The 15,561-nt window shown below is 56.4% G+C and carries 15 protein-coding genes; 11 read left to right on the top strand and 4 right to left on the bottom strand.

Going from position 1 to position 15,561, the window contains the following annotated elements:
* The first annotated feature begins 6 nt into the window (after nt 1–6).
* The 9 genes from srlA to HED65_RS11295 all read left to right on the top strand — a co-directional run bounded on the left by srlA (nt 7) and on the right by HED65_RS11295 (nt 7,496).
* Nucleotides 7–573, top strand: a complete 567-nt coding sequence (gene srlA / locus HED65_RS11335) for a PTS glucitol/sorbitol transporter subunit IIC (RefSeq protein ID WP_114978658.1) — start codon at nt 7–9, stop codon at nt 571–573.
* A complete protein-coding gene (gene srlE, locus HED65_RS11330; RefSeq protein WP_114978657.1) occupies nt 570–1,529 on the top strand; it encodes a PTS glucitol/sorbitol transporter subunit IIB in 960 nt (319 codons plus the stop codon). Before srlA ends, srlE begins: the two co-directional genes overlap by 4 nt.
* 12 nt (nt 1,530–1,541) lie before the next feature.
* Nucleotides 1,542–1,904, top strand: coding sequence for a PTS glucitol/sorbitol transporter subunit IIA (gene srlB / locus HED65_RS11325; protein WP_114978656.1), 363 nt, complete (start codon nt 1,542–1,544; stop codon nt 1,902–1,904).
* Nucleotides 1,905–1,918: 14 nt separating this feature from the next.
* Nucleotides 1,919–2,698, top strand: coding sequence for a sorbitol-6-phosphate dehydrogenase (gene srlD / locus HED65_RS11320; protein WP_114978655.1), 780 nt, complete (start codon nt 1,919–1,921; stop codon nt 2,696–2,698).
* A 67-nt stretch (nt 2,699–2,765) separates the two neighbouring features.
* Nucleotides 2,766–3,125 carry a transcriptional regulator GutM gene (gene gutM / locus HED65_RS11315; protein ID WP_114978654.1) on the top strand — a complete coding sequence of 120 codons (360 nt, stop codon included), beginning with the start codon at nt 2,766–2,768 and terminating at the stop codon, nt 3,123–3,125.
* 63 nt (nt 3,126–3,188) lie between these two features.
* Nucleotides 3,189–3,962 carry a glucitol operon DNA-binding transcriptional repressor SrlR gene (srlR, locus tag HED65_RS11310; RefSeq protein WP_114978653.1) on the top strand — a complete coding sequence of 258 codons (774 nt, stop codon included), beginning with the start codon at nt 3,189–3,191 and terminating at the stop codon, nt 3,960–3,962.
* Nucleotides 3,955–4,920, top strand: a complete 966-nt coding sequence (gene gutQ / locus HED65_RS11305; RefSeq protein WP_114978652.1) for an arabinose-5-phosphate isomerase GutQ — start codon at nt 3,955–3,957, stop codon at nt 4,918–4,920. The genes srlR and gutQ overlap by 8 nt, the downstream gene beginning before the upstream one ends.
* Before the next feature lie 238 nt (nt 4,921–5,158).
* Nucleotides 5,159–5,317: a hypothetical protein gene (locus HED65_RS11300; RefSeq protein ID WP_168112390.1), complete on the top strand. Its 159-nt coding sequence runs from the start codon at nt 5,159–5,161 to the stop codon at nt 5,315–5,317.
* 514 nt (nt 5,318–5,831) lie between these two features.
* A complete protein-coding gene (locus HED65_RS11295) occupies nt 5,832–7,496 on the top strand; it encodes an SgrR family transcriptional regulator (protein ID WP_114978731.1) in 1,665 nt (554 codons plus the stop codon).
* Here the strand turns inward: HED65_RS11295 and HED65_RS11290 are convergent.
* The 4 genes from HED65_RS11290 to HED65_RS11275 form a co-directional block, all read right to left on the bottom strand.
* Nucleotides 7,469–8,491 carry a HoxN/HupN/NixA family nickel/cobalt transporter gene (locus HED65_RS11290; RefSeq protein ID WP_114978651.1) on the bottom strand — a complete coding sequence of 341 codons (1,023 nt, stop codon included), beginning with the start codon at nt 8,489–8,491 and terminating at the stop codon, nt 7,469–7,471. The two genes, HED65_RS11295 and HED65_RS11290, sit on opposite strands and share 28 nt — an antisense overlap.
* Nucleotide 8,492: 1 nt before the next feature.
* On the bottom strand, nt 8,493–10,709 hold the full coding sequence (hypF, locus tag HED65_RS11285; RefSeq protein ID WP_114978650.1) for a carbamoyltransferase HypF: 2,217 nt from the start codon (nt 10,707–10,709) through the stop codon (nt 8,493–8,495).
* Between the two features lie 6 nt (nt 10,710–10,715).
* Complete coding sequence (gene hydN, locus HED65_RS11280; protein WP_114978649.1) at nt 10,716–11,261, bottom strand: electron transport protein HydN; 546 nt, start codon at nt 11,259–11,261, stop codon at nt 10,716–10,718.
* A gap of 134 nt (nt 11,262–11,395) precedes the next feature.
* Entirely contained in the window at nt 11,396–12,409 is a 1,014-nt protein-coding gene (locus HED65_RS11275) for a LacI family DNA-binding transcriptional regulator (protein ID WP_114978648.1), read from the bottom strand.
* Between the two features lie 214 nt (nt 12,410–12,623).
* Between HED65_RS11275 and ascF the strand changes: the two genes are divergently transcribed.
* Together ascF and HED65_RS11265 are read left to right on the top strand one after the other, a co-directional pair.
* Nucleotides 12,624–14,075: a PTS cellobiose/arbutin/salicin transporter subunit IIBC gene (ascF, locus tag HED65_RS11270; RefSeq protein ID WP_114978647.1), complete on the top strand. Its 1,452-nt coding sequence runs from the start codon at nt 12,624–12,626 to the stop codon at nt 14,073–14,075.
* Between the two features lie 18 nt (nt 14,076–14,093).
* On the top strand, nt 14,094–15,518 hold the full coding sequence (locus HED65_RS11265; RefSeq protein ID WP_114978646.1) for a 6-phospho-beta-glucosidase: 1,425 nt from the start codon (nt 14,094–14,096) through the stop codon (nt 15,516–15,518).
* Nucleotides 15,519–15,561 lie beyond the last annotated feature (43 nt).

Raw genomic sequence — 15,561 nt, 5'->3', positions numbered from 1 at the left:
AGAAGAATGATAGAAACCATCACCAGCGGCGCCGAGTGGTTCATCGGGCTGTTTCAGAAAGGTGGAGAGGTGTTCACCGGCATGGTGACCGGGATCCTGCCCCTGCTGATCAGCCTGCTGGTCATCATGAACGCGCTGATTAACTTTATCGGCCAGCAACGCATTGAACGCTTTGCTCAGCGTTGTGCTGGCAACCCACTGTCCCGCTACCTGGTATTGCCCTGCATCGGTACCTTCGTTTTCTGCAACCCGATGACCTTAAGCCTCGGGCGTTTTATGCCAGAAAAGTACAAACCAAGTTACTACGCAGCGGCCTCCTACAGCTGTCATTCAATGAATGGCCTGTTCCCACACATCAACCCCGGCGAGCTGTTTGTCTACCTCGGGATCGCCAGCGGCCTTACCACTCTTGGCCTGCCGCTCGGACCACTTGCGGTGAGCTATCTGCTGGTCGGACTGGTTACCAACTTTTTCCGGGGCTGGGTGACGGACCTCACCACCGCCATTTTCGAGAAAAAAATGGGTATCCAGCTTGAGCAAAAAGTCCATCTTTCCGGAGGAGCGACAGCATGAACCGGATCCGCATTGAGAAAGGTACGGGCGGCTGGGGCGGCCCACTGGAGTTCGACGCCACAGAAGGCAAAAAGATCGTCTACATCACCGCAGGCACACGCCCGGCGATCGTTGACAAACTACGCGATCTGACCGGCTGGGAATCGGTCGATGGCTTTAAAGAGGGTGAGCCACCGGAAGCGGAAATCGGCGTGGCGGTAATCGACTGCGGCGGTACGCTGCGCTGCGGCATCTATCCGAAGCGTCGCATTCCGACAGTGAATATTCACTCCACCGGAAAGTCAGGCCCGTTGGCGCAGTACATCCTTGAAGACATCTATGTGTCGGGCGTGAAAGAGGACAACATCACTCTGGTGAGTGGCTCTTCGGCCCCGCAAAAAGCCACTCCACGTGATTACGACACCAGCAAAAAAATCACCGAGCAGAGCGATGGTCTGCTGGCAAAAGTCGGCATGGGCATGGGGTCTGCCGTGGCGGTGCTGTTCCAGTCCGGGCGCGACACTATTGATACCGTGCTGAAAACCATTCTGCCATTTATGGCATTCGTCTCAGCGCTGATCGGCATCATCATGGCTTCCGGTTTAGGTGACTGGATTGCCCACGGTCTCGCCCCACTTGCCAGCCATCCGCTTGGGTTGGTTACGCTGGCACTGATCTGCTCCTTCCCACTGCTGTCACCGTTTCTCGGCCCGGGCGCGGTCATTGCACAGGTGATCGGCGTGCTGATTGGTGTGCAGATAGGTCTGGGCAATATTCCCCCGCACCTGGCTCTGCCCGCCCTGTTTGCCATTAACGCTCAGGCGGCGTGCGACTTCATTCCCGTTGGGTTATCGCTGGCCGAAGCGCGCCAGGACACCGTACGCGTAGGCGTGCCATCGGTTCTGGTGGGGCGCTTCCTGACAGGCGCCCCCACGGTGCTGATTGCCTGGTTTGTCTCTGGCTTCATTTATCAATAAGAGGTTTCTTCGATGACCGTGATTTACCAAACCACCATTACCCGCATCGGCCAGAGCGCAGCAGAGGCCCTGAGCGACAAGATGCTGATTACCTTTCGCGAGGGCGCACCGGCGGATATCGAAGAGTTTTGCTTTATCCACTGCCACGGCGAACTAAAGGGTGAGCTCAAGGTGGGAAATCAACTGGAACTGTGTGACATGCACTATGCCGTTACCGCCGTCGGTGATGTGGCCGAACAAAACCTGCGCGAGCTGGGCCATATCACCCTGCGTTTTGACGGCCAGTCGCAGGCGGAATACCCCGGAACGGTTCACGTGGCGGGCCCGGTTCCGCAGGCTGTCATCCCAGGCTGCACATTAAAATTTTTCGAGTAATTAAGGAGAGACATATGAGTCAGGTTGCCGTTGTCATTGGCGGGGGACAAACGTTAGGTGAGTTCCTCTGTCATGGGCTTGCCGCAGAGGGTTACCGCGTGGCGGTAGTGGATATTCAGAGTGAAAAAGCCGCCCGCGTGGCGGACAGCATCAATGCCGAGTTTGGTGAAGGAATGGCATACGGGTTTGGTGCCGACGCGACCAGCGAACAGAGCGTGATGGCGCTTGCCCGTGGTGTGGACGAGATCTTTGGACGCACCGATCTGCTGGTCTACAGCGCGGGAATTGCGAAAGCAGCGTTTATCAGCGATTTCGCTCTGGGGGATTTTGATCGCTCACTGCAGGTGAATCTGGTGGGTTATTTCCTCTGCGCCCGCGAGTTTTCCCGCCTGATGATCCGCGACGGCATTCAGGGACGTATCATTCAGATCAACTCGAAATCGGGCAAAGTGGGCAGCAAACACAACTCCGGTTACAGCGCGGCGAAATTTGGTGGCGTCGGGTTGACGCAATCACTGGCGCTGGATCTGGCCGAATATGGCATTACCGTGCACTCGCTGATGCTCGGAAACCTGCTGAAATCGCCAATGTTCCAGTCCCTGCTGCCACAGTATGCCGCCAAGCTCGGCATCAAAACTGAAGAAGTGGAACAGTATTACATTGATAAAGTGCCGCTCAAACGCGGATGCGATTATCAGGACGTGCTGAACATGCTGCTGTTTTACGCCAGTTCGAAAGCCTCGTACTGCACCGGGCAGTCAATCAACGTCACCGGTGGGCAGGTGATGTTCTGATCGAGCAGGCTGATGCCCTCACCCTAACCCTCTCCCACCGGGAGAGGGGACACAACAAGGAGCCGATATGGTCACAGCACTCATCACCGTCGCCGCCCTAGCCTGGCTCTGCCAGATGGCTTTCGGCGGCTGGCAAATCCATCAGTTTAACCGTGCGTTTGATGCGTTGTGTCAGAAAGGCCGCGTGGGCGTCGGGCGTTCTGGTGGACGTTTCAAACCACGCGTGGTGGTTGCCGTTGCGCTGGATAAAGATGACAAGGTCTGCGATTCCCTCATCATGCGCGGCATGACCGTCTTCGCCCGTCCGGCGAAAATCCAGGCGATTAACGGTCTGTCGTTGCAGGAATTGCAGCCTGATGTGATCTTTCCCCATGATCCACTCTGTCAGAATGCACTATCATTAGCGCTTAATCTGAAACATGGATAATTTCGTTGTGAAAGCTATAGACTTGCGAAATTATCATTTCGCAACCTAAGGAACGAAGTGCCTATGAAACCACGTCAGCGGCAGGCGGCTATTCTCGAGCATCTGCAGAAGCAGGGAAAATGCTCGGTAGACGATCTGGCCCACTACTTTGACACTACCGGCACGACAATACGTAAGGATCTGGTATTGCTCGAAAACTCTGGTGCCGTCATTCGAACTTACGGCGGTGTGGTGCTCAATAAGGACGAAACCGACCCGCCTATCGATCACAAAACGCTGATCAACACCCACCAGAAGGCGCTGATCGCCGAAGCGGCGGTGAAATTTATCCACGATGGCGACTCCATCATTCTTGATGCAGGCAGTACCGTCCTGCAGATGATCCCGCTGCTCAGCCGCTTTAACAACATCACGGTGATGACCAACAGCCTGCACATCGTCAACGCTCTCTCTGAATTCGACAGCGAGCAAACCATTCTGATGCCGGGCGGTACCTTCCGTAAGAAATCTGCGTCGTTCCACGGCCAGCTGGCCGAGAACGCCTTCGACCACTTCAGCTTTGATAAACTCTTTATGGGCACCGACGGCATTGACCTGAACGCGGGGGTGACCACCTTTAACGAAGTGTTCAGCGTCAGCAAGGCCATGTGTAACGCCGCGCGGGAAGTGATTCTGATGGCAGACTCATCGAAGTTTGGCCGTAAAAGCCCCAATATCGTTTGCAGCCTGGAAAGCGTCGACAAACTGATTACCGACGCAGGTATCGACCCGGCGTTCAAAAAAGCGCTGGAAGAGAAAGGCATCGATGTGATCGTAACCGGAGAGAAAGATGAGTGATTTTCTGTTAAACGCGGGTCGCCAGACCCTGATGCTGGAACTACAGGAAGCCAGCCGCCTGCCGGAGCGGTTGGGCGAGGATTTTGTTCGCGCGGCCAACACCATTATTCAGTGCGAAGGTAAGGTGATTGTCTCCGGGATCGGCAAGTCGGGTCACATCGGTAAGAAAATTGCTGCGACGCTTGCCAGCACCGGTACTCCGGCCTTTTTTGTTCATCCGGCAGAAGCACTGCACGGCGATCTGGGGATGATCGAAAGCCGCGATGTGATGCTGTTTATCTCCTATTCCGGTTCGGCCAAAGAGCTGGATCTCATCATTCCGCGTCTGCAGGAAAAGTCGGTCGCTCTGCTGGCGATGACCGGGAAATCCCGCTCGCCGCTGGCGCTGGCCGCCAAAGCCACGCTGGACATTTCCGTTGAGCGCGAAGCCTGCCCGATGCACCTCGCTCCCACCTCCAGCACCGTTAACACGCTGATGATGGGCGACGCGCTGGCGATGGCGGTGATGCAGGCGCGCGGCTTTAACGAAGAAGATTTCGCCCGTTCGCATCCGGCGGGAGCACTTGGGGCACGCCTGCTCAATAAGGTTCATCACCTGATGCGCACCGACGATGCCATTCCGCAGGTCAAACTTGATACCAGCGTGATGGACGCGATGCTGGAACTCAGCCGTACCGGGCTGGGACTGGTCGCGGTGTGTGACAGCAACAGCTTTGTTAAAGGTGTATTTACCGACGGCGATCTGCGTCGCTGGCTGGTCGGCGGCGGCAAGCTGGAATCACAGGTTTCAGAAGCAATGACCCAGGGCGGGCTGACGTTGAACGCCGACAGCCGCGCCATTGAGGCCAAAGAGGTGCTGATGAAACGCAAAATCACCGCCGCGCCGGTGGTGGATGACACTGGCAAGCTGTGCGGCGCCATCAACCTGCAGGATTTCTACCAGGCCGGGATTATCTAACCCTTCAGTCCGAGACGTTTCGCCAGCCGGTGCAGGTTGGCGAATTTCAAAAGTCTAAACGCTTTTTTTTACGCAATTTATTCATAAAATAAATACAAATCAGATAAATCATCGCTATCAATCCTTTATTTATTATTTCCACCAATACTTAAAACCTGAACACCTGAAAAACATTGCCCTGTTTTATTCCCTAATAACAATCTACTCTGAACACACATTAACGCGAAAGGGGTATTTCATGGCACATTTCACCGAAGTGCTTAACTATCTCGCTCACTATTTTAAGCAGGTCAGAAAAGCAGAGCACATTTTATTTCGCTGGCTATGGCTGAGTCCTGAAGCTCGTATTGAGCGCCTGCGGGAGCTGATGATGCCGGTAAGCAAACGTGATAACTGAAGGTCTGGCGGCGCTTCTCCTTCAGCAAATGTATGAAGCGCCACCAGCAAAAACCGGAACAAAAAATAGAATGCATCATTGTTTATTTCAGGAATGACTCACCTGAGAAATATAATAAGAATTAATTTATGTCGCATCACATTTTTATCTTCCCTGCTTCCACATTAAAATAAAAGCTATTATTTTCCGATGTGATTTAAGTCTTTTTGGAATCCTATCTCATAAATGCATCTTCGCCATCTACTTTGTAGTATTCACGTTCGCGATTCGCTTATTCAAGCTGAAAACGCCGGGTCGCGAAGACGACGACATGGTAACGGGTGATTCTGGGCCCACAGGCCGAAAACATCGTGCTGAAGATCCGGGCGCAGATCGAAGCCTGACGCTGCACAATCCTGTTCCCTCTCTCACCAGAGAGGGAATAAAACAGGAACACTTTATATATCCCACCCTTATTTATTCCGCAAAACACCCTACACTCTCACCATTCTCCTTTTGTTACCGGTATGCCGCCATGCGTCAGCTTCAGAAAATCCGACAGTATCAACGGCTTTATCAGCACTACGGCACAGAGCCAAAGCCCACGACCATCGCGGAAGTGGCCGGGGTCGCGTTGTGCAGTGAGCGCCATGCACGCACATTGCTGCGCCAGCTCACCAGGAGCGGATGGTTAAGCTGGAGCGCACAACCGGGGCGCGGGCACCGCGCCACCCTGCACTGCCTGGCAACCACCAGCGAACTCAGCGCACCGCTGATGCATGCCTGCCTGGAAAAAGGGGACTACCAGAGCGCGCTGCAGCTGGCCGATGGCGACCCGGCCAGCCTGCATCACATCATCACGCCGTTTTTAGGCGGAAAATGGCTTAAGCACCAGCCGACGCTGCGCATTCCGTGGTATCGCCCGCTCACGTCGCTGCATCCCGCCCTGCAACGTCGCCGCGCCGAGCAGCATATTATCTGCGCGGTTCACGCGGGGCTGACCCGCTACACCCCCGGCCACCCGCAGCCGGTGGCTGATTTAGCCCACCACTGGGATGCCTCTGAGGACAAACGTCGCTGGCGCTTTTACCTGCGCAGCGGTGCGCACTGGCACAATGGACAGGCGATCAGCGATGAAGATATTCTCGGCGCACTGCACCAGCTGTTGGCCGATCCCGCACGCAATTCGGGGCTCACCCACGTGAGCAAGGTGGTGCTTGTCGCGCCGTGGTGTCTGGAGATCACACTAAATGCGCCAGATGCCATGCTAACGCATCGTCTCGCACATCATGTTTGTCGTTTGCCGCATCCGCAACAACCGAATGTGGGTGCAGGCCCCTTTGCGATTGCTCATCATCACTCGCATTACCTGCGCCTTGAGCGTCAGCCGTGGTACTTTGCGACACATCCCCTGCTGCATGCGATTGAGTTCTGGCGAACCCGCGCCGGAACAGAAAAACCGGCATGGATAACCGTTGGCAAAGGAGAAAACGCCCAGGAGTCCATCACCACCACCAGCGGTGGGTTTTCCTGGCTGATGGTGAATGCCCGGTTACCAAAAACGCTGGCCGCCTGGTTACGCCAGGAAATCCAGCATCTTAACCAGCAGTTCATCCGCCGGGATGATGTTGAAACCCGCACGGAAATACTGCCCGGGATCACGACCCCCGCATATCCTGAAGCGGCTGACGTGACGCTTCCACCTGCCCTTTCACTGGTCTGCTATCACACGCCGGTACTGTGCGATCTTGCCAGCATGCTGCAAACGCGCCTGAAAAAGCGTGGCTGTGACGTCACGGTTCACTGGAAAGATCGCGAAGAGTGGCATGCGCCTGACGCACTGGCGCAAGCGGATATCTTACTGGGGGATTATCTTGCCGGTGAAGTACCGGTCTTTGCACTGGCAGAGTGGTTTACTGAAGAGCCCGCGTGGATCACCGCGCTGGGTGAGAGCGCATGGCAAAACGCAAAGCAGACGCTGATGGCGTATTGCGAAAGCGAGGAAATGCTGAGAACACACTTGCCCGCCTTCTTTCATCGCCTGCTAAAAAGCGGCGCCTGCACGCCGCTGTTCCACTACCGCTATCGCCTCAACACCCTGGAAAACGTGCAGGACATAGCGCTGACCGCCAGCGGCTGGCTTGATTTCACCCGCGCCTGGCTGCCGTCGGCTCAGGAGCGCACGACCAGCGCGTCGTAGCCGCGCCAGCGGTAGTTGACCATGGAGATCAGCCAGCAGGCGACAAACAGCCCGACCACCACAAATCCGGCGTTGCCCAGATTGTCGTTTACCGCGCCAATCACATCCCAGACGCCGCCGCTGAGGGCGAATTTATCCATCAGCAAACCCAGCGCTTCCAGCCCACCAATAAACAGCGCCACCACCACAGATGTCCCGGTAATGGTCATGTTGTAGTAGAGCTTACGTTGCGGTTTGTTAAACGCCCATCCGTAAGCACCAACCATCAACAAATTGTCGAGAGTATCGACCAGCGCCATGCCGCTGGCAAAGAGCGCGGGGAAGATCATGATTGACCACACGGACATGCCATGAGATGCGCTGGCGGCAGAGATCCCCAACACGCCAATCTCGGTGGCAGTATCAAACCCCAGACCAAACAGGAAACCGACCAGGTACATCTGCCAGCTTTTGCTGACGAGGCGGAAGGTTGCGCCAAATAACCAGTTCATGACGCCGCCCTGTGCAGGTAGCTCCACGTCACTGGTTGTCGCGCGCCCCTTTTTCAGCGCCTGAAAACTGCGCCAGACGCCGCGTAAAATCACCATATTGACCAGCGCCATCGCCAGCAGGAAAGTCGCGGAAACGGCTGTTCCAATCAGACTCCCTGTCTCGTGAAACCATGCCATATTCTTCTGAAACGCCGTAGCGGTGGCAGCAATGGCAATGGAGGCCAGCACCACGATGGTGGAATGTCCCAGCGAGAACCAGGCCCCTACGCCGGATGGGCGTTTGCCCTGCTGCATCATCTTACGCGTGACAGTATCAATAGCCGCAATGTGGTCGGCATCCACCGCATGGCGAAGTCCGTAACACCAGGCAAGCAGGCTTGCCGCCATCAACGCAGTGCTGCCACTGAAGGTTTGCCATGCCCATCCCCAGGCCAGCAGGTTTGCCATTACCAGAGCCAGAAGCAGAAGCGCGGCGCGAGGTTCATTGCGTAAGAGTCGTAACATTTTAAGTCCTTTGTGAACATGACCGGGCGGCGGCGACTACCGCCTGCCCGAAGGAGATCGCTCCGTCACCTGCGGGCAGGCGCGAAGGAAAAAGAAGCGTAAAGTCAGAAAGATAATGACGCAGACGCGCACGCAGCAGGCGGTTGTGTAACACCCCACCGCTGAAGCACACCGTGGAAAGTGATAAACGCGTGGCATGCACTGTGACTAATTGCGCCAACCCTTTTGCCAGCGCATCGTGAAACGCCCATGCGCGCGCGCAGGGCTCCGCCTGCCAGTTCAGCCATTGCTGCCAGAAGAGGGAGAGATTATCCACCGACAGTGTGACCGGGTGCACTACGCCGTCACACTGCGAAGCCAGTGCTTCCAGGCGGCAAGCCGCTTCACTTTCGTAGCGTTGCGTTTCTATGCCCAGCGCGCAGGCGATTGCATCGAAAAGCCTTCCGCATGACGAGGCCAGCGGCGCATTGACGCCACGCCCGATTGCTGTCGCCAGCAACGGCCAGTTTTGGCGCTGTACCGCCCGCGTTTCCGGGTAGTGCTGCCAGTCAGGCACAAACGCCAGACAGTGGGCCAGCAGATTTCGCCACGGTTGCAGGGCTGCGAGATCGCCTCCCGGTAGCGCAACGGCAGGCAACCCGCCGAGATGCTCGCAGTCGCAGTAGTTCACCCGCAGACATTCCCCACCCCACAGCGCACCGTTCTCGCCCATGCCGATCCCATCCAGCGTCAACGCGATAACATCGCCACCGTCGAGCGGCCAGCCGTTTTCAGCCAGGCACGCCGCCGCGTGTGCGTGATGGTGCAACACAGTGTCGACCGGCAACGCCTGCTCGTGTGCCCATTGTCGGGTGTGGTAACCCGGATGGACATCGCACACCACACGCTCCGGTTGAAAGGTGTAGATCTGCTGCATCACCGCCAGTGCCGAACGCCACTGGGCTTCGACACCCTCGTCACTGAGATCGCCAAAATGCTGGCTCAGTACGGCCTGGTTCCCGCGCACCAGACAGAAAGTATTTTTCATCTCGCTACCTGTACATAACATGGCGGGGATATTGCGAAAACCTGCAGGCAACGTGATGGCATCCGGTACAAACCCGCGTGCACGGCGCAGCATTGTCCCGTCCTGAAGCAAGACCGAATCATCCATCCGCTGCACAATGTCGCGGTTGTGGAGCAGAAAACCGTCAGCAATCTCCCCAAGCTCGTACAGCGCCTGCTGATTACTGATAGCGGGCGGTTTGCCGCTGAGGTTGCCGGAGGTCATCACCAGCGGACGCTGACAGTCGAGCATGAGCAAATGTTGCAGCGGGTTTGCGGGCAGCATGATGCCTACCGAGTCCAGGCCAGGCGCTATCTCGTCGGGCAACACGGGCAGCCACACCTTTGGCGTGAGCACAATGGGGGCTGCGGGTGAGCATAACAGCGCCTGAATCGCCGTCGGCAGCGCTTTCGCCTGCGGGATCATCACGGCCAGCGGCTTCGCAGGACGCTGTTTGCGTGATCGAAGTAACGCGACCGCCTGCGGATTGAGCGCATCACAGGCGAGGTGAAAACCCCCTAACCCTTTGATGGCAACAATGCCGCCGTTTTTCAGCATCTCTACCGCTGCGCTTAACGCAGACTCGCGGGTAGTAATGATGTCTCCCGCACGCCATTCCAGCTCCGGCCCGCAGTCCGGACAGGCGACGGGTTGCGCATGAAAACGGCGGTCTGCGGGGTTGCGATACTCCGTTTCACACGGCTCGCACAGCGGGAATGTCGCCATCGACGTGGACGGGCGGTCATAAGGCATAGCGCGAATGATGGTAAAACGCGGACCACAGTGGGTGCAGTTGATAAACGGATAGCGATAACGGCGTTCACGGGGATCGCGCATCTCAGCCAGGCACGCCGGACAAGTGGCGGCATCCGGCACAATATGGGTGTCCATCGTCCCACCCGCGCTGTGACGGATAGTAAATTTTTCCGGCACACGCCTCCAGGTGAAGGGCTGTGTGTCGATCGCGTCGATACGCGCCAGTGGCGGGCAGTCCTGGCGCAGTCTCGCGGTAAAGGCCCCCCCATTACCCGCGAGCCGCACCAGCACGCCCTCTCCGTCATTGCAGACGTCACCGGTCAACTGAAGCGACTGCGCCAGTTGCCAGACGAAGGGACGAAATCCCACGCCCTGCACTTTGCCACGCACGCGCAACTGTACGCCGTTACTGCACATGACGGATCAGAACAGCAGAGATGAAGAGGTATCGAACACCGCACGACGGCGTTTTTCCGCACTCATCTGTTCGAGCTTTTCGCGATCAACACACACCAGGGCGTGTGTCGGGCAGGCTTCCATGCAGGCCGGGCCCGCTTCACGGTGGTAGCAGAGGTCACACTTGTTGGCTTCGGCTTTGTCCGTGCGCACATTCAGCCCCATACCGCTGTTACGCACAACCGGACGGACAACCACTTCCATCGCGCCATACGGGCAGGCAACCACGCAGGTTTTACAGCCGATGCAGCGCTCCTGCATGACGTGCACAAACCCTTTTTCGCGTTTAATCGCCCCGTTCGGACAGACATTCGCGCACGGTGCATCTTCGCACTGACGACAGATGGCGGCGGTGGAAATATTCACGCCTTTAATGACATGGATGCGCGGCAAAAATGTGTCAGGGGTAAGCGACGCGCAATCTTGCTCTGCCTGATGGGAAACCACGCACGCCACTTCACAGGTACGGCAACCAATGCACTTACTGGCATCGGCCATAATAAAACGGTTCATCTGCTTCTCCAGCATTACTGTTATGCGCGGAGATATTCATAAACCGTGCCAATTATTATCGCATTGATTTTAAATGAATTTAAAAATGACACTGGCACTGTCATCGTCACTTCTGACGATGACAGCTGTCGACATCAACGGTGAGGGCCGTCAATGACGGAGTCGCGCAGGACAAGCTCACCGGAGAACGTTTGCTGATATTTAAACTCACCGCCGTCGAGCATAAAGATCAGGCGGCTGATGGTTTCTTTGATCATCTCCGTCACCGGGATGCGAACGCTGGAAAGCGACGGTACGATATAAGGCGCGATGGCCACGTCGTCAAAACCGATCACCGATACCGCGTCCGGGGTGGCCACGCCGCTGTCGTGCAGTTGCTTCATGGCACCGATTGCCATATCGTCATTACTCGCCACCAGCGCCGTAAAACGTTCGCCGCGAGCAAGCAGTTCGGACACCGCCGCCGCGCCGCTCGCGGGGTTCCACTTACCCTGCGCAATCAGTCCTTCGTGGAGCGGAATACCGTGCTGAACCAGTGCGTCCTTATAGCCGGAGAGACGTTCAACCCCGGTGGGTGAATCCAGCGAACCCGTGATAAATGCAATCTCTCTGTGCCCTTTCTCAATTAGCTGCGACACCGCCTCCTGACAGGAGGCTTTATGATCGGACCAGACACTGTGGCTGCTGTTTTTCCGCAAGCGACGGTTGAGCACCATAATCGGTTGCTCACACTTCTCGACGATCTCATCCATCTCATCCACGCTCAGGAAACGCGGATAGATAATCACCGCATCGCAACGCATATCGAGTAAATACTGGATCGCCTCACGCTCTTCATCGGCGCTATGCTTGCCATCAGCCAGGATCAGCTGCCGCCCTTTTTCTTCTGTCATCCGCGCGGCGTTAAACAGCAGTTCGCTAAAGTAGACGCCGTGATACAGGGTATTTGTCACCACCAACCCCAGCGTCTGGGTGCGTTTGGTCGCCAGGTTGCGCGCCAGTAAATTCGGGCGATAGCCGCTCTCTTCAATGGCCTGAAACACCCGGTCTTTGGTCTCCTGGCTGACATAGCCATTTCCCGACAGCACCCGGGATACCGTTGCTTTCGAAACGCCTGCCCGCTTCGCCACTTCAAGCATCGTGGTCATCTTGTTATTCCGTCTGAAACTGATGGAGCGCAGTGTACTGCACTGCAGAAAAATTGTCGCAGCGGTGAAATCACGCTTTTCGCACCGCTCGGTGATCATTATCACGAAATGAAAAAATGGTCAGAATGTGATCTTGTTTCATTCAAAGAAACTCATGATGATTATGTGGAACCGGTTTCCTACATTTCTCACAACGATAACAGGATCTCATCCGATGGCCAAAAATTACGCTGCGCTGGCGAATGATGTCGTCAGCGCGCTGGGCGGCAAAGAGAACATCGTCGCCGTCACCCACTGTATGACGCGTCTGCGCTTCGTCCTGAAAGACGAAAGCCTCACCGACGCTGCGCGTCTGAAAAGCATTAGCGGCGTGCTCGGCGTAGTGCGCAACGACAACCAGTGTCAGGTGATCATTGGCAACACTGTTTCTCAGGCCTACCGCGAGGTAGTCAGCCTGCTGCCAACCGACCTGCAACCTGCATTACCGGAAGGTCCGCAGAAATTGACATTGCGCCGCATTGGGGCCGGGATCCTCGATGCACTCATCGGCACCATGTCGCCGCTGATCCCGGCGATCATCGGTGGCTCGATGGTTAAACTGTTGGCGATGATCCTTGAGATGACCGGCGTGCTGCCAAAAGGCGCGCCGACACTGACCATTCTGACCGTCATCGGCGACGGCGCCTTCTTCTTCCTGCCGCTGATGGTGGCGGCCTCGGCAGCGGTGAAATTCAAAACTAACATGTCACTGGCGATTGCCATCGCGGGCGTGCTGGTGCATCCGAGCTTTATCGAGTTGATGGCGAAAGCCGCGCAGGGCGAGCACGTTGAGTTCGCCTTTATTCCGGTGACGGCGGTGAAATACACCTACACCGTGATCCCAGCGCTGGTGATGACCTGGTGCCTGTCGTACATCGAACGCTGGGTTGATCGCATTACTCCGGCGGTGACCAAAAACTTCCTCAAACCGATGCTGATCGTGCTGATTGCCGCCCCGCTCGCCATTGTGCTGATTGGGCCGCTGGGGATCTGGATCGGTAGCGCCATCTCCGCGCTGGTTTACACCATTCACGGTTATCTGGGCTGGCTCTCCGTGGCGATCATGGGAGCACTCTGGCCGCTGCTGGTGATGACCGGGATGCACCGCGTCTTTACGCCAACCATCATCCAGACCATTGCCGAAACGGGCAAAGAAGGGATGGTCATGCCGTCGGAAATCGGCGCCAACCTCTCCCTTGGCGGTTCGTCTCTGGCGGTAGCCTGGAAAACCAAAAACCCGGAACTGCGCCAGACGGCGTTAGCGGCGGCAGCCTCTGCCATCATGGCGGGGATCTCTGAACCCGCGCTGTACGGTGTAGCAGTACGACTGAAACGTCCGCTGATTGCGAGCCTGATCAGTGGTTTTATCTGCGGTGCGGTGGCCGGCATTGCCGGACTTGCCAGCCATTCGATGGCAGCACCAGGGCTGTTTACCAGCGTGCAGTTCTTCGACCCGGCGAACCCGATGACCATCGTCTGGGTGTTCGGTGTCATGGCGCTGGCGGTAGTGCTGTCGTTCGTTCTGACCCTGATATTAGGTTTTGAAGATATTCCGGTCGAAGACGATGCTGAAAAAGCGCGCGCTCTCCAGAGTGCCCCGGTTCAGAGCAAAGCAGCAAAAGCATAAATTGAGAGTGAGGTAAGAATGTCTGTTTTTCCACAAGGATTTTTATGGGGCGGCGCGCTTGCCGCCAACCAGAGTGAAGGCGCTTACCGCGAAGGCGGCAAAGGACTCACAACGGTCGATATGATCCCCCACGGCGCGAATCGCCTGGCGGTAAAGGTCGGTAAGGAAAAGCGGTTTTCGTTGCGTGACGACGAGTTTTACCCAAGCCATGAGGCGATTGATTTCTATCATCGCTACAAAGAAGACATCGCCCTGATGGCGGAGATGGGGTTTACAGTGTTCCGCACCTCAATTGCCTGGAGCCGCCTCTATCCAAATGGTGATGAGCCGCTGCCCAATAAAGAAGGTATTGCCTTCTACCGCGCGGTGTTTGAAGAGTGCAAAAAGTACAACATCGAGCCGCTGGTCACCCTGTGTCACTTCGACGTACCGATGCATCTGGTGACGGAGTACGGCTCCTGGCGCAACCGCAAAATGGTCGATTTCTTCGCTCGTTACGCCCGCACCTGTTTCGAGGAATTTAATGGTCTGGTGAAATACTGGCTGACCTTCAATGAAATCAATATCATGTTGCACAGTCCGTTCTCTGGCGCGGGTCTGGTATTTGAAGAAGGCGAGAACGAAGATCAGGTGAAATATCAGGCCGCACACCACGAGCTGGTGGCGAGCGCGCTGGCGACCAAAATCGCCCACGAGGTAAACCCGGAAAACCAGGTCGGCTGCATGCTGGCGGGTGGGAATTTCTATCCGTACTCCTGCAAACCTGAAGACGTGTGGATGGCACTGGAGAAAGATCGCGAGAACCTGTTCTTTATCGATGTGCAGGCACGCGGGAGCTACCCGGCCTACTCTGCCCGCGTATTCCGCGACAAAGGCGTGGTAATTGTGAAAGATCCTGGCGACGATGCGCTGCTAAAAAACACCGTCGATTTTGTCTCGTTCAGCTATTACGCCTCGCGCTGCGCGTCGGCAGATATGAACGCGGGCAACACCAGCGCCGCAAACATCGTCAAATCCCTGCGCAACCCGCACATCCAGGTGAGTGAATGGGGCTGGGGCATTGACCCGCTCGGCCTGCGCATCACCATGAACATGATGTACGACCGCTACCAGAAGCCACTGTTTCTGGTGGAAAACGGTCTCGGTGCGAAAGATGTCATTGATGAAAACGGCGAGATTAACGACGACTACCGCATCAGCTATCTGCGCGAGCATATCCGCGCGATGGGTGATGCCATTGAGGACGGTGTGCCGCTGATGGGCTACACCACCTGGGGCTGTATCGACCTGGTGTCGGCTTCAACGGGCGAGATGAGCAAGCGCTACGGCTTTGTTTACGTCGACCGGGACGACGCCGGGAACGGGACACTGGACAGGAAACGCAAGAAATCGTTCTGGTGGTATAAAAAGGTGATTGCGAGTAACGGGGCGGATCTGGAGTAGACTGTTTTGCCGGGTGGCGGCTTCGCCTTACCCGGCCTACAAA

Source organism: Pantoea sp. LS15, assembly GCF_012241585.1.
Classification (GTDB): domain Bacteria; phylum Pseudomonadota; class Gammaproteobacteria; order Enterobacterales; family Enterobacteriaceae; genus Enterobacter.
Note: the sequence above shows the minus strand (reverse complement) of the source record. Positions and strands in the feature narration are given on the sequence as shown.